Raw genomic sequence first — 13,806 nt, forward strand, 5'->3', positions numbered from 1 at the left:
GGCCGCCCTATGGTCGCAGATAAGTGAAACAACCTTTAATAAACAAGGGCGCTAAAACGCCGCCGGACCACGGCGATTGCGGAGGACAGGGTGGGGACCACGCAGCTCGAAACGGTGCCGGAACCGAAGTACTGGCATCTCAAGACCGTGCTCAGTGAGGCATTGGACTCCGAATTCACCGTGGGCGAGATCCTGCCCAACGAGCGCGACCTCGCCGCCCGTTTCGGCGTCGCCCGCGCCACGCTCCGACAGGCCCTGGAGCAGCTGGAGCTGGAGGGCAGGCTCCAGCGCCGCCGCGGTGTCGGCACGACCGTCGCCCCGCCGCGCGTGGGCGTGGCCGTCGGCACCGAGCAGCACGCCTGGCCCGGCGCGGCAGGCGACGACTGGCAGTCCGTCGACTGCGCCGCCGCGGTGCCGCCCGCGTCCGTCGCGGACGCGCTCGACACCGACCGCGAGCAGCCGGTGCACGTCGTGCGCCGCTCCCGGGTGACCCACGGCCAGCCCGTCGCCGCCGAGCTCCTGTACATCCCCGAGGCGTCGGTGCCCGAGCTGTCCGCCATAGACGCGCCGTCCGGGGCGGCACGCGCGCGTGCCGTACTGCGCGAACTCCAGCGCCTGGAACTGGACAGCCGGGAGAACGCCGTCGAGCTCGGCTCGGCCCGCGCGGACGACGCGAAGGAACTGGACCGCCTGCCCGGCGCGCCGGTGCTGGTCGTCACCACCCGCTACCTGGCCGGGGGCCGCACCGCCGCGGTCTCGGTGGCCACCTACCGCGCCGACACCTGCCGGCTGACCTTCGGGGACTCCGGCGCGGTGGAGATCCACGAGAGCCCCGAACGCCGGGCCTCCTGACCGACACGGCGGTGCCCCGGACCGGGATCCGGGGCGCCGCCGGGTGTCATCGGGCCGCTCACCGCCGTGCCGTGACGGTGCCCTCCACGGCGAACAACTGCTCCTCCACGTGGTCGAGGGCCAGGCGCAGCGCACCCGTCGCCACGGCCGCCTCCCCGAGGAGCGACAGGGCCACCTTCGGCGGGCGCAGACAGTAGCGGGCCAACTCCCGCCGCAGCGGCTCCAGTACGCCGTCCAGGCCGGCCGCCCAGCCGCCCACCACGACGAGTTCCGGGTCGAGGGCCAGGACGAGCGCCGCCACGTCGTGCACGAGCCGCTGGATGAAGCGTTCCACGGCCGCCCGCGCCCGCTGGTCGCCCTCCCGCGCCTGCGCGAAGACCTCGGCGACGGCCTGCTCGTCGAGCGGGTGCAGGGGCTCGTCGGTCGTGGACAGCAGCGTCTCCGGGGTGACCTCGCGGCCCAGCAGGTGCAGCGCGCCGATCTCCCCGGCCGCCCCGCCGTACCCCCGGTGCAGGCGCCCGCCGATCAGCGAACCGGCCCCCGGGCTCAGCCCGGCCAGGACGAACACCATGTCGTCGGACTCGGTCGCGGCCCCCTTCCAGTGCTCGGCGACCGCGGCCGCGTTGGCGTCGTTCTCGACCAGCACCGGGCACTTGAAGGAACGGCTGAGCCGCTCGCCCAGCCGCAGCCCCGTCCACTCGGGCAGCGCCGCGCACAGCCGTATGGTGCCGTCCGCCTCCACGATGCCCGGCGAGGCGACCCCCACGGCCCACAGGGAGTCGCGCGCGACCCCGGCCCGGCGCAGCAGGTCGGCGACCGCGGTGCGCAGCCGCTCCAGGCGTTCGTCGGCGGAGGCCGTCTCGTCGACGTCCTTGGCCACGGCGCCGAGCACCCGGCCGTCGAGGTCGGACAGCAGCGCGGCGACCCGGTGCGGGCCGATGTCGAGGCCCAGCAGATGCCCGGCCTCGGCCCGGAACCGGAACCGCCGCGCGGGCCGCCCCTGTCGTCGGGCGACGCTCTCGTCCGCCGCCTTCTCGACCACCAGGCCGCCCTCGATGAGCCCCTCGACGACCCCCTCGACCGTCGGCCGGGACAGGCCCGTCACACGGGTGATCTCGGTCAGCGTCGCGCAGTCCGTGGCACGCAGCGCGTGCAGCACCACCGCGGAATTGATCCTTCGCAGGAGCGAGGGGTCCCCGCCGGTCAGTCGCCCCAACGTCCGTCCTCCCAGCTCGTGCGCGTGTTGGGCGGATCGTACTCGGCCGTACGCCCCGCGGGCAGTCCGGGTTCGCGGAGACGGGCCCGCGCCCCCGCGGGGACGTCCGGTTCACCCCGGCGCCACGAACCCCGACTCGTAGGCCGCGATCACCGCCTGGGTGCGATCGCGCGCCCCCAGCTTCACCAGGACGGCGCTGACGTGCGACTTGACGGTCTCGGTGCCGACCACCAGCCGCGCGGCGATCTCCGCGTTGGACAGGCCGCGCGCCATCAGCCGCAGCACCTCGGCCTCCCGCTCGGTCAGCCTGGCCCGTTCCAGCACGGCCCGCGCCGCCCGGTTGCCGCCCCCGTCGCCGTACCGGGCGGCGAGCTGCCGTACCGAGGCGGGGAACAGCAGCGACTCGCCCTCCGCGACCAGCCGCACCGCGTGCACGATCTCGGCCGGCCGGGCCCGCTTCAGCAGGAACCCGTCGGCCCCGGCCCGCAGCGCCTCGTACACGTACTCGTCGTTCTCGAACGTCGTCACCACGAGGATCTTCGGCGGCTCGTCGACCGTGCGCAGCACCGCGCGCGTGGCCTCGATCCCGTCCAGCAGGGGCATCCGTACGTCCATGGCGACGACGTCGGGCCGCAGTTGCCGCACGAGGGGGATGACCGCCGCCCCGTCGGCCGCCTCGCCGACCACCTCGATGTCGGGCTGCGCCTCCAGCACCGCCCGCAGACCGGCACGCACGAGGGGTTCGTCGTCGACGAGGAGAACGGTGACCGGCATCCCGCCAGCGTAGATCAGCGCAGCGGCAGCTCGGCGTGCACCTGCCAGTCACCCCGGTCGGGTCCGGTGTGCGCGCTGCCGCCGAGCAGGGCCGCCCGCTCGCGTATCCCGCGCAGCCCGCTGCCCCGCCCGGGGCCCGCTGTGGCGGCCGTCAGCGGATTGCGGACCTCCAGGGCCAGCGACTCGCCCGTGACCTCGACACGGACCCGGACCGGGACGGCCCCCGCGTGCCGCAGCACATTGGTCAGTGCCTCCTGGAGGATCCGGTAGCCCTCCCGCGACACCGGTCCCGGCACGGTGTCCACCGGCCCGGCCAGCTCGGCGTCCACCTTCGCGCCGGACGCGCGCGCCGACTCCAGCAGCCGGCCGGCGTCCGTCAGGGTCGGGCGGCCGCTCACCGGCCGTTCGGACTCGCGCAAAACGCCGAGGACCCGCTCCAGGTCCTCCAGCGCGGCCCTGCCGGTCTCTTCGATGGCGCCCAGCGCGCGGTCGGTGAAGGCCGGATCGCCGGCCGCCCGGGCGGCGCCCGCCTGGACGACGGCCACGGTCAGGGCGTGCCCGATGGAGTCGTGCAGCTCACGCGCGATACGGGTGCGCTCCAGGAGCTGCTCGGTGCGCTCCTCCAGGGCGGCCAGGCGCTCGGCGGGGGAGGGGCCCAGCAGCCGGAGCGCGAGCGCGGTGACCAGCCGTCCCGAGCCGACCACCGTCGCCGCCAGCGCGGCCAACGGCAAGGGCGCGAGCAGGACATGCCACCACCCGTGGCCGTCGAGCAGGATCAGCGCACCCTCCTCGACGTCCTGGCCGCAGGCCGACGCCACCAGGTCCACCGACGCGATCAGCAGGTGCACGCTGAGCAGTGCCGTCACGACGCCCAGCAGCAGCCGCGCCTCCAGCCAGACGACCAGCCGCCCACGGTCGCTCCAGGACACCGACGGCGCGACGACGATGTCGATGCTCTCGCTGTTGTGCCGGTGCCCGGTCAGCAGCAGCCGCGCCTGGAGCCCCTCCACGGTCCGCATCGCCGGCACCAGTCCGGCGGGTGCGAGCGTCACGGCAGCCACCGCCCAGGTCCACCACGCCTCCTCGACGAACATCCACATGGCCGGCCACACGACGGCGATGAACAGATGCAGCCATCGTGTGTACGTCACCGCCCGTCCCAACGGGCGCAGCAAGCGGACCATTTCGCCATCGTGCCAGCCGCCACCGACAACCAGCCTCCCCCGCACGGGGGAGACGATCTCCACGCGCGGGGGAGGCACCGCCCCCCTGGCACCGGCCAGGCTGCTGCCATGACCAGCATCGAAGTCCGCGCCCTCACCAAGGAGTTCGGCACCCGGCGAGCCGTGGACGACCTCACCTTCCGTGTCCTCCCCGGCCGTGTCACCGGCTTCCTCGGCCCCAACGGCGCCGGCAAGTCCACCACCATGCGGCTCGTCCTCGGCCTGGACCGCCCGACGTCCGGGACGGCCACGATCGGCGGCCGCGCCTACGCCACGCTCGACGAACCCCTGCGCCACGTGGGCGCCCTGCTCGACGCCCAGGCCGCGCACGGCTCCCGCACCGGCCGCGACCACCTGCGCACCCTCGCGGCGAGCAACCGCCTCCCCGACCGCCGGGTCGACGAGGTGCTGGAGCGGACCGGACTCGCCGCGGCCGCCCGGCGCCGCGTGAAGACCTACTCCCTGGGCATGCGGCAGCGGCTCGGCATCGCCGCCGCCCTGCTCGGCGACCCCGGCGTCATCATGCTCGACGAGCCCTCGAACGGCCTCGACCCCGAAGGCATCGTCTGGATCCGGGAGCTGCTGCGCCGACTGGCCGCCGAGGGCCGCACGGTACTGGTCTCCAGCCACCTCATGAACGAGACCGCGTCCTTCGCCGACCACCTCGTCGTGCTGGGCCGGGGCCGTCTCCTCGCCGACACCCCGATGCGGGAGTTCATCCACGCGCGCGTGCAGCCCGGCGTCCGCATCCGCACCACCGACCCGACCGCGCTCCGGAACGCCCTCGCCCGGCACGGCCATGACGCCGTGGAGCACGAGGACGGGCACTGGACCGTACGGCACGCGCGGGTGGAGGAGATCGGCGTCCTCGCCTCCTCCGCCGGCGTCCCCCTTCTCGAACTGGCCGCCGAGGAGGCCACCCTGGAGCAGGCCTACCTCGACCTCACGTCCGCCGAGACCGAGTTCACCGCACAGCCCCAGGAGGCCTGACATGCGCTTCGCATCCGTGCTCCACTCCGAGTGGCTGAAGATCCGTACGCTGCGCTCCCTCCTCGGCGCGCTGCTCGCCCTGTTCGCGGCGACCACCGCGTTCTCCGCGATCGCCGGGGTCTCCGAGACCTCCGACCCCGAGTTCGACCCGCTGTTCATGGCGCTGTCCGGGGTCGCGCCGGGGCAGATCGCGGCCATCTCCTTCGGAGCCATGGCGGTGTCGTCCGAGTTCCACGGGGGCGGGCTCCGGCTGTCGCTGGCCGCGGTGCCGCGGCGGGGACGGTGGTTCGCGGCGAAGGCGACGGCCGTCGCCGTCCCCACGCTCGTGGTCGGTCTGGTGACCGCGCTCGCCGCCCTCCTCGCGGCCCGAGCCGGGCTCGGCGGGGCGGCGGGCGGCCTGAGCACCGGGGAACAGGTGCGCGGTGTCGTCGGCTGCGGGATCTACCTCACCCTGATGGCGCTGCTGGCGGCCGGTCTCGCGGCGGTGCTGCGCAGCGGGGTGGCGGCGCTCGCGCTCCTGATCCCGTTGGTCCTGGTCGTCTCGTTCGTGATCGGCGACGTGGCCGGCGGGGTCACCGACTACATGCCCGACCGGGCGGGACAGATCGTCCTGTACGAGACCCACGAGGGGCCTTTGGGACCGTGGACGGGCCTCGCCGTGACCGCGGCCTGGGCGGCCGCCGCCCTCGCCGCGGGGGCCTGGAGCGTGCGGCGCCGGGACGCCTGACCCCCGTATCGCCTGACGCCCCGCCAAATGTCAGTGCCGGCCGGTTTACTGAATCACATGGACAGTGCGAAGTACCTCGCCGCGATCGACTCGCTGTGCGCCCGCGACCTGAGCGCGGCGGACGGCGAGCCGGTCCCCTACGGGGCGGGACCCGGTTACCGCATCGAGTCGTTAGAGGTGAGCCACGGGACGCGGACCGGTGACGCGACGCTGCGCATGGCGGCCGTGGCGGACCTCTACGCCCTGAGGAGCTCCATAGCGCGGCAGTTGGACGACCGCTGGGGCAGGCAGCAGCCGCTCTGGGGGATGGGCACGCTCCGGGTGCACGGCGAGCGGGGGGACGAGATACCCGAACCCTGGGCCACGACGAGTTCCGTGGCGGACGACCTGGACCTGTGGCAGCCCCCGGGCTCGGACCGCTGGATCGCCCTCGGCGTGGGCTACCGGGACGAGACCGACGAGGTCCATGTCCTCGCCGTGGCCTCGGACATCGACCCGGTCTGACCCGCTAGCCCCGCTCGGCCGCCACCCGCAGCCGGGCGAACTCCTCGGCCATGGTCGCCGCGGTCCAGTGCGCGTTGAGGCCGCTCGGATTGGGCAGCACCCACACGCGCGATTCCCCGATCGTCCGCTCCTGCGGGCCGACCTTCGCCTTCTTGTCGTCGAAGGCCGCCCGGTAGGCGGTGACCCCCACCACGGCCAGCCAGCGGGGCTTGAGCCGCGCCACCTTCTCCGCCAGCAGCCGGCCGCCCTCGCGGTACTCCTCGGCGGTCAGCTCGTCCGCCCGCGCCGACGCCCGGGCCACGACATTGGTGATCCCGAGCCCGTAGGACAGCAACTCCTGCTGCTCCGACGGCTTCAGCAGCCGCGGCGTGAAGCCGGACAGGTGCAGCACCGGCCAGAACCGGTTGCCCGGGCGGGCGAAGTGATGGCCCGTCGCGGCCGTCATCAGACCGGGGTTGATGCCGCAGAACAGGACACGGAGACCGTCCGCGACCACGTCCGGCACCAGCCGGTCGCGGGCGGCCTCCAGTTCCTCGGGGGTGAAACGCGTCATCGCGAGGAGCGTGTCAGAGGATCGCCCCGGGCGTGTAGCCCGCGGCCGCCGGGTGCTGCTTGACGATCTCCTCGATCCGGCCCACGACCACGGCGACCTGGTCGGCGGCGGCGCCCGTGAAGGACAGCTTGTCCGCCATCAGCGCGTCCAGCTGGGCCCGGTCGAGCGGGATGCGCTCGTCGGCGGCCAGCTTGTCGAGGAGTTCGTTGCGCTCGGCGCCCTGCTCGCGCATCGCGAGGGCGGAGGCGACGGCGTTCTCCTTGATCGCCTCGTGCGCGACCTCACGGCCGACACCCGCGCGCACCGCGCCCATCAGCACCTTGGTGGTGGCGAGGAAGGGCAGGTAGCGGTCCAGCTCGCGGGCGACGACGGCCGGGAAGGCGCCGAACTCGTCGAGCACGGTGAGGAAGGTCTCCAGGAGGCCGTCGAGCGCGAAGAACGCGTCCGGCAGCGCGACCCGGCGCACCACCGAGCAGGACACGTCGCCCTCGTTCCACTGGTCGCCCGCCAGCTCGCCGGTCATCGAGGCGTAGCCGCGCAGGATCACCATCAGGCCGTTGACCCGCTCGCAGGACCGCGTGTTCATCTTGTGCGGCATCGCCGAGGAGCCGACCTGGCCCGGCTTGAAGCCCTCGGTCACCAGCTCGTGCCCGGCCATCAGGCGGATCGTCTTCGCCAGCGAGGAGGGGGCCGCCGCCAGCTGCACCAGAGCGGTGACGACCTCGTAGTCCAGGGAGCGCGGGTAGACCTGGCCCACCGAGGTGAACGCCTGCGAGAAGCCCAGGTGACCGGCGATCCGCTGCTCCAGCTCCGCCAGCTTCGACGCGTCCCCGCCCAGCAGGTCCAGCATGTCCTGCGCGGTGCCGACCGGGCCCTTGATGCCGCGCAGCGGGTAGCGGGCGAGGAGCTCCTCGACGCGGCCGTACGCCACGAGCAGTTCGTCCGCGGCGGTGGCGAACCGCTTGCCGAGCGTGGTGGCCTGCGCGGCCACGTTGTGCGAGCGGCCGGCCATGACCAGCTCGCCGTACTCGCCGGCCAGCTTGCCCAGACGGGCCAGGACGGCCACGCTGCGGTCGCGGATCAGTTCCAGCGAGAGCCGGATCTGGAGCTGCTCGACGTTCTCCGTGAGGTCACGGGAGGTCATGCCCTTGTGGACCTGCTCGTGCCCGGCGAGGTCGTTGAACTCCTCGATCCGCGCCTTCACGTCGTGCCGCGTGACCTTCTCGCGCTCGGCGATGGAGGCCAGGTCGACGGTGTCGAGGACCCGCTCGTAGTCGGCGAGGGCCTGCTCCGGCACCTCGATCCCGAGGTCCTTCTGCGCCCGCAGCACGGCGAGCCAGAGCTGGCGCTCGAGCCTCACCTTCTGCTCGGGCGACCAGAGCGTGGCGAGCTCGGCGGAGGCGTAGCGTCCGGCGAGGACGTTGGGGATGCGGGGCTTGGCGGGAGCGGAAGTCACGTGTACGGATTCTACTGGCGATTCGTGCAGGCCAGCGCCGGGGTGCCGTTCGTCGGAACCTACGAGAGCTCCTCCGCGAGCTCCGCCAGGACCTCGGCGTGGCACGGTTTTGGCGCACACCAGCAGGCCAGGGCCTTGCCGCGCAGACCCGGCAGCAGGGCGAGCAGATCCGGCCGCCCCAGCAGATGCGCCCGGTACTTCGCCATCACCTCGGCCCGGGTGCCGTCCCGGCGGCGCGCGGGAGTGTCGTAGGCGAACGGGTTGTACAGCGGGTGCTTCGGCAGGTCCCAGCCGCCCAGGGTCCAGCGGCGGCCGACGTAGACGAGGTCGGCGGGCGCGTGTTCGAGGCGGGGGCCGTACTCGTGGATACGGCCCCTGACGTTGACCACACGCGTGTGCACGGCGTCCTCAGTGCTCCCAGGGCAGCAGGTCGGGCCGCTTGGGCGGCAGGCCGTCGCCCGAGGAGCGGCCGGTCAGCCGCCGTCCGATCCACGGCAGCAGGTGCTGCCGGGCGAAGCGGGCGTCGGCGATGCGCCGCGCGAGCCACCGCGGGGGGACCGTCGCCGGGATCGGCGTGCGCCACTCGGTGTCCTCGGGGTCGTAGCCGAGGGCCTGCCACACGGCCTCGGCGACGCGGCGGTGGCCCTCGGCCGTCAGGTGCAGCCGGTCCACGTCCCACATGCGCTGGTCGGAGAGCGAGGGGGCGCCGTAGAGGTCGACCACCACCGCGTCGTGCCGGCCGGCGAGCTCGTCGACGACCGCGAACAGCTCCTCCATGCGCGGCCGGAAACGCGCCTGGACCGGGCCCTGGCGGGCGGGGCTGCGCATCAGGACGAGCTGCTTGCAGGACGGGGCCAGCCGCTCCACGGCCTCCGTGAGCAGGTCGCGCACCCGGACCATGTCGCACTTCGGCCGCAGCGTGTCGTTGAGCCCGCCCACGAGCGTGATCACGTCGGCCTGCATCGCCGCCGCCACGTCGACCTGCTCGTCTACGATCTGCTTGATCAGCTTGCCGCGCACGGCCAGGTTGGCGTAGCGGAAGCCGGGCGTCACGGCGGCCATCCGGCCGGCGAGGAGGTCGGCCCAGCCGCGGTAGGTCCCGTCCGGCAGCAGGTCCGACATGCCCTCGGTGAAGGAGTCGCCGACCGCGACGAGGCTGGAGTAAGTGGGGTTCGTCTGCATGGCGGAAGAAATGGTAACCCGCTCACATACTTACCGGTCGGTGGGTTCGGGCGCCCTCACACCTGCCGTCCGAACAGCTCCCGCAGCACGTCCTCCATGGTCACCAGACCCGCGAGCCGCCCGTCCGTGCCGAGCACCGCGGCCAGGTGCGTCCGGCTGCGCCGCATTGCCGTCAGCACGTCGTCCAGGGGGGTGCTCTCCCGGATCCGTGCGATCGGACGCATGTCCCGCACCGGGAACGGCAGATCCCGCGGTGAGGCGTCCAGAGCGTCCTTGACGTGCAGGTAGCCGACGATCCGCCGGCTGTCGTCCACCACCGGGAACCGGGAGAACCCCGTCTCGTTCGACAGCGCCTCCAACTGCTCCGGGGTGACGCCCACGCGCGCGTAGACGACCCCTTCCAGCGGCAGCACCACGTCCCGCACCGGGCGCCGCCCCAGCTCCAGCGCGTCGTTGAGCCGCTCCCGCGCGCGCTCGTCGATCAGGCCCGCCTCGCCGGAGTCCCGCACGATCCGTGCCAGCTCGGCGTCCGAGAAGGTGGCCGTGACCTCGTCCTTGGTCTCCACGCGGAGCAGTTTCAGCAGGGCGTTCGCGAAGGCGTTGACCGCGAAGATCACCGGACGCAGCCCGCGCGCCAGCGCGACCAGCGGCGGCCCCAGCAGCAGCGCGCTGCGCACCGGCTCCGCGAGCGCGATGTTCTTCGGGACCATCTCGCCGAGCAGCATGTGCAGATAGGTCGCCAGGGTCAGCGCGATCACGAAGGACACCGCGTGCCCCGCGCCCTCCGGCACCCCCACCGCGTGGAACACCGGCTCCAGCAGATGCGCGATCGCCGGCTCCGCGACCGCGCCCAGGACCAGCGTGCACAAGGTGATCCCGAGCTGCGCGGCCGCCAGCAGCGCGGAGACGTGCTCCAGCCCCCACAGCACACCCTTCGCCCGTCGGTCGCCCTGCTCGGCGTACGGCTCGATCTGACTACGCCGCACCGAGATCAGCGCGAACTCGGCCCCGACGAAGAACGCGTTCAGCACCAGCGTCGCGAGCCCGATCAACAATTGGACGACGGTCATCGCGGGCTCCTCCGTACCCCGGCCGACCGGCCGACGGGCTCGATGCGGGTTTCCATGCGGGCCGGCCGAGCGCTGGACCGGTTGCGGACCTGCCGGTACGCCGACCGAACCGCGGCCGCCCTCGCGGAGTCCTGACCCGGGGTCGTCTCCCGCGACGCCGGGACGCCGGTCCCCGCGAGGGGCGGGTGCGTGCCTTTGCTCGGCCGGGGTTTCTCGCGTGGCGGCCGGGTGGTGAGTCGGGTCAGGGTCTCCTTGTGCGACGACCTGGTCGCGGTCTCAGCGACGGTCTCTCGTGACGGCGGGACGCCGGTCGCCGCGAAGGGCTGCTGCGTGCCGCTGCCCGGACCCGTTTCCACACGGAGCGGCCGTACGGCGGTCATCGCGCGAACCGCAGATCCCTCGACGGCACCCGTTCCGCGAACCTCCTCCCGTGGCCACGAACCGGTACCGGCCCCGCGAACCCTCTCCCACCGGACCGACGTCATGAGCCGACCCCCTCCCCGTCCCCGGCGAGGGGCGCGTGCAGCAGGACGCGGGCGGCTCTGCGGCCCTGGGCGTCGGTGACGTCGAGTTGCCAGCCGGCGACCCGGACCGAGTCGCCGGTGGCCGGGATCCTGCCGAGTTCCGTCGCCAGGAGGCCGGCCAGGGTCTCGTAGGGGCCCTCGGGGGCCCGCAGCCCGACGCGGGCCAGCTGGTCCATGCGGGCCGAACCGTCGGCGTGGAAGAGCTCCCTGCCCTCGTCGTCGGTGCCCGCGGGCGCGAGGTCGGGCGTCTCGTGCGGGTCGTGCTCGTCACGCACCTCGCCGACGACCTCCTCGACGATGTCCTCCAGCGTCGCCACGCCCGCCGTACCGCCGTACTCGTCGATGACGACCGCCATCGTGCGCTTGCCGGAGAGCCGGTCCAGGAGCCGGTCCACGGTGAGCGACTCGGGCACCAGCAGCGGCTCGCGCAGCAGCTCGGCGACCGAGGCGCGGGGCCGGCGCTCGGCGGGGACCGCCAGGACGTCCTTGATGTGCGCGATGCCGACGACCGAGTCCAGGCTGCCGCGGTAGACGGGGAACCGGGACAGCCCGGTGGCGCGCGTCGCGTTCGCCACGTCCTCGCAGGTCGCCTGGACGTCCAGGGCGATCACCTGCACGCGCGGGGTCATCACGTTCTCCGCGGTCAGGTCCGCGAGGTTGAGGGTCCGTACGAACAGCTCGGCGGTGTCCTCCTCCAGCGCGCCCGCCCGCGCGGAGTGCCGGGCCAGCGCCGCCAGCTCCTGCGGCCCGCGCGCGGAGGCCAGCTCCTCGGCGGGCTCCAGGCCGAAGCGGCGCACCACCCGGTTGGCCGTGTTGTTGAGGTGGGTGATGAAGGGGCGGAAGGCCGCGCTGAACCAGCTCTGCGCGGTACCCACCCGCTTGGCCATGGCCAGCGGCGAGGAGATCGCCCAGTTCTTGGGCACCAGCTCGCCGACCACCATCAGGAAGACGGTCGACAGCGCGGTCCCCAGCACCAGCGCCAGCGACCGGGACGTGGACTCCGAGACCCCCAGCGCCTCCAGCGGCCCCGCGATCAGCGCGGCGATCGACGGTTCGGCGAGCATGCCGACGACCAGGTTGGTGACGGTGATCCCGAGCTGCGCCCCGGAAAGCTGGAACGTCAGACTCCGCACGGCTCTCAGGGCGCCGGACGCACCCCGCTCACCGCGCTCCGCCGCCCGCTCCAACTGTCCTCGCTCGACCGTGGTCAGCGAGAACTCCGCCGCCACGAAGGCACCGCAGGCCAGCGAGAGCAGGATCGCCACCAGCAGGAGGAGCACTTCGGTCATCGGGTCACCTCCGTCCCATGATCGGACAGGGTCCCCAGGATCGCCCGTCCTAGCCGGCGGCGAGGGGCTTCACCCAGCGCCGCCACTTCTCCTCGGGCGCGTACCCCGCCGCGCGCCATGCGTGCTGTGCCGTCTCGTTGCGCACCAGCACCATCGCGTCCCCGCGCCGCCCGCCGAGCCGTACGAACCGCTCCTCCGCGGCCGTGAGCAGGGCCGTCCCGATGCCGCGCCGCCGGCGCTCCGGGTGCACGGCGAGCCGGTACAGGTGGCACCGCCAGCCGTCGAAGCCCGCGATCACCGTGCCGACGAGTTCGCCGTCGAGCTCGGCGAGGATCAGCGCCTCGGCATCCCGCGCGACCAGCCGCTCCACGCCGTCCCGGTCGTCGCTGATGCTCGTCCCCTCGGCGGACCGCTTCCAGAAGGCCAGCACGCTGTCGAGGTCGTCGGGCGTCGCGGCCCGTATCCGCAGGTCGGTCATACGGCGATCCCATCACGCCCGACGGCACGGCACCCGAAGTTCCAGCATTCGGGACGGCTACCGGTCGCGCAGCTCCGCCATCACCGGCGCGAACGCCTCCATGGAGGCCTCCAGCACCGCCAGGTAGGTGAAGCCGTACCGCTCGCGCTGCGCCAGCACCTGGGCGACGATCTCCTCGACCGAGCCGATCAGGATGATGGGCAGGTCCAGGGCCTGCTGGAGGGTCAGGTCCGGAAACCGGTGCAGGAACGGGGCGGCGACGGCCTCGCGGTCCTCGGTGACGACGACCGTCTGGACGAGCAGGTTCAGTTCGGCCGGTTCCTTGCGCCCCTCGGCCAGCCGCCGGTAGCGCGCGAGGCGTTCGTCGAGTTGCTCGGCGGTGGTCGGGATCAGCTTGCCGGAAGTGTCGCCCGGCACCAGGGTCGCCCCGGTGAAGGCCGCGATGACAGCGTGCTCGGCGGACAGCTCCAGCATCCGGTTGCCTATGCCGCCGATCAGCAGGGGGACACGGGGCCGCTGCACCGGCTGCGGAACATGGTCCGGCGAGGACAGCAGCCGGTCCAACTCCTCGACCGTGCGCCGGAGATGGTCCACGCGCTCGCCGGGCGACCCGAAGGGCAGCCCCGCCCGGTCGTGCTCGGACTGCACGTAGCCGGTGCCCAGGCCCAGTTCGAGGCGGCCGCCGGTCAGGGCGTCCACCGTGGCCACCTCGCGGGCGAGCAACGTCGGGTTCCAGAAGCCCGCGTTGAGGACGAACGTGCCCAACCGCGGCCGCTCGGTGACCTCCGCCGCCGCGACCAGCGCCGGGAACGGCGCGATCTTGCCGAGATGGTCGGGGACCAGGATCACGTCGTAACCGAGTTCCTCGGCCCGGCGGCACTTGGCGCGCCAGTCGGCGTCGGTGGCGGCCGCGGTCAGATTGACGGCGAAGCGGAAGGCGCGGGGCATGAACTCTCCTCAGCGGCAAG

Annotated in this window: 15 protein-coding genes; 4 read left to right on the forward strand and 11 right to left on the reverse strand. The window is 73.3% G+C overall.

Going from position 1 to position 13,806, the window contains the following annotated elements:
• Positions 1-90: 90 nt before the first annotated feature.
• A complete protein-coding gene (locus ACIQJT_RS09590) occupies positions 91-852 on the forward strand; it encodes a GntR family transcriptional regulator (protein ID WP_402641531.1) in 762 nt (253 codons plus the stop codon).
• Between the two features lie 58 nt (positions 853-910).
• On the opposite strand, the gene ACIQJT_RS09595 is transcribed toward ACIQJT_RS09590, so the two are convergent.
• From ACIQJT_RS09595 to ACIQJT_RS09605, 3 genes are all read right to left on the reverse strand, one after another.
• The gene (locus ACIQJT_RS09595) at positions 911-2,068 is read right to left on the reverse strand and encodes an ROK family transcriptional regulator (RefSeq protein ID WP_053847640.1); all 1,158 of its coding nucleotides are present in this window, start codon (positions 2,066-2,068) and stop codon (positions 911-913) included.
• Positions 2,069-2,179: 111 nt separating this feature from the next.
• Complete coding sequence (locus tag ACIQJT_RS09600) at positions 2,180-2,842, reverse strand: response regulator (protein ID WP_402641534.1); 663 nt, start codon at positions 2,840-2,842, stop codon at positions 2,180-2,182.
• A gap of 14 nt (positions 2,843-2,856) precedes the next feature.
• Entirely contained in the window at positions 2,857-4,026 is a 1,170-nt protein-coding gene (locus ACIQJT_RS09605; protein ID WP_402641536.1) for a sensor histidine kinase, read from the reverse strand.
• Positions 4,027-4,134: 108 nt separating this feature from the next.
• Here ACIQJT_RS09605 and ACIQJT_RS09610 point away from each other — a divergent pair, with 108 nt between their 5' ends.
• Genes ACIQJT_RS09610 through ACIQJT_RS09620 form a run of 3 tightly spaced genes read left to right on the forward strand, consistent with a single transcriptional unit; the run spans position 4,135 to position 6,286 of the window.
• Positions 4,135-5,055, forward strand: a complete 921-nt coding sequence (locus ACIQJT_RS09610; RefSeq protein WP_402641538.1) for an ABC transporter ATP-binding protein — start codon at positions 4,135-4,137, stop codon at positions 5,053-5,055.
• 1 nt (position 5,056) lies between these two features.
• Entirely contained in the window at positions 5,057-5,782 is a 726-nt protein-coding gene (locus ACIQJT_RS09615; protein ID WP_402641541.1) for an ABC transporter permease, read from the forward strand.
• Between the two features lie 57 nt (positions 5,783-5,839).
• Positions 5,840-6,286 carry a hypothetical protein gene (locus tag ACIQJT_RS09620; protein ID WP_402641543.1) on the forward strand — a complete coding sequence of 149 codons (447 nt, stop codon included), beginning with the start codon at positions 5,840-5,842 and terminating at the stop codon, positions 6,284-6,286.
• A 4-nt stretch (positions 6,287-6,290) separates the two neighbouring features.
• Here ACIQJT_RS09620 and mug read toward each other — a convergent pair whose 3' ends face one another.
• From mug to ACIQJT_RS09660, 8 genes are all read right to left on the reverse strand, one after another.
• Complete coding sequence (gene mug, locus ACIQJT_RS09625) at positions 6,291-6,839, reverse strand: G/U mismatch-specific DNA glycosylase (protein ID WP_402641546.1); 549 nt, start codon at positions 6,837-6,839, stop codon at positions 6,291-6,293.
• A gap of 13 nt (positions 6,840-6,852) precedes the next feature.
• Positions 6,853-8,295: an adenylosuccinate lyase gene (gene purB, locus ACIQJT_RS09630; protein ID WP_402641548.1), complete on the reverse strand. Its 1,443-nt coding sequence runs from the start codon at positions 8,293-8,295 to the stop codon at positions 6,853-6,855.
• Positions 8,296-8,354: 59 nt separating this feature from the next.
• Positions 8,355-8,696 carry a DUF4326 domain-containing protein gene (locus tag ACIQJT_RS09635; protein ID WP_365448532.1) on the reverse strand — a complete coding sequence of 114 codons (342 nt, stop codon included), beginning with the start codon at positions 8,694-8,696 and terminating at the stop codon, positions 8,355-8,357.
• A 7-nt stretch (positions 8,697-8,703) separates the two neighbouring features.
• Positions 8,704-9,477: an SGNH/GDSL hydrolase family protein gene (locus tag ACIQJT_RS09640; protein WP_365448534.1), complete on the reverse strand. Its 774-nt coding sequence runs from the start codon at positions 9,475-9,477 to the stop codon at positions 8,704-8,706.
• Between the two features lie 56 nt (positions 9,478-9,533).
• A complete protein-coding gene (locus tag ACIQJT_RS09645; RefSeq protein WP_365448536.1) occupies positions 9,534-10,547 on the reverse strand; it encodes a hemolysin family protein in 1,014 nt (337 codons plus the stop codon).
• A gap of 481 nt (positions 10,548-11,028) precedes the next feature.
• Positions 11,029-12,360: a hemolysin family protein gene (locus tag ACIQJT_RS09650; RefSeq protein ID WP_365448538.1), complete on the reverse strand. Its 1,332-nt coding sequence runs from the start codon at positions 12,358-12,360 to the stop codon at positions 11,029-11,031.
• A gap of 49 nt (positions 12,361-12,409) precedes the next feature.
• Complete coding sequence (locus tag ACIQJT_RS09655; protein WP_402641554.1) at positions 12,410-12,838, reverse strand: GNAT family N-acetyltransferase; 429 nt, start codon at positions 12,836-12,838, stop codon at positions 12,410-12,412.
• 57 nt (positions 12,839-12,895) lie between these two features.
• Entirely contained in the window at positions 12,896-13,786 is an 891-nt protein-coding gene (locus tag ACIQJT_RS09660) for an LLM class F420-dependent oxidoreductase (protein WP_402641557.1), read from the reverse strand.
• Positions 13,787-13,806: the final 20 nt, after the last annotated feature.

It is taken from the genome of Streptomyces sp. NPDC091972, assembly GCF_044756385.1.
Classification (GTDB): Bacteria; Actinomycetota; Actinomycetes; order Streptomycetales; family Streptomycetaceae; genus Streptomyces.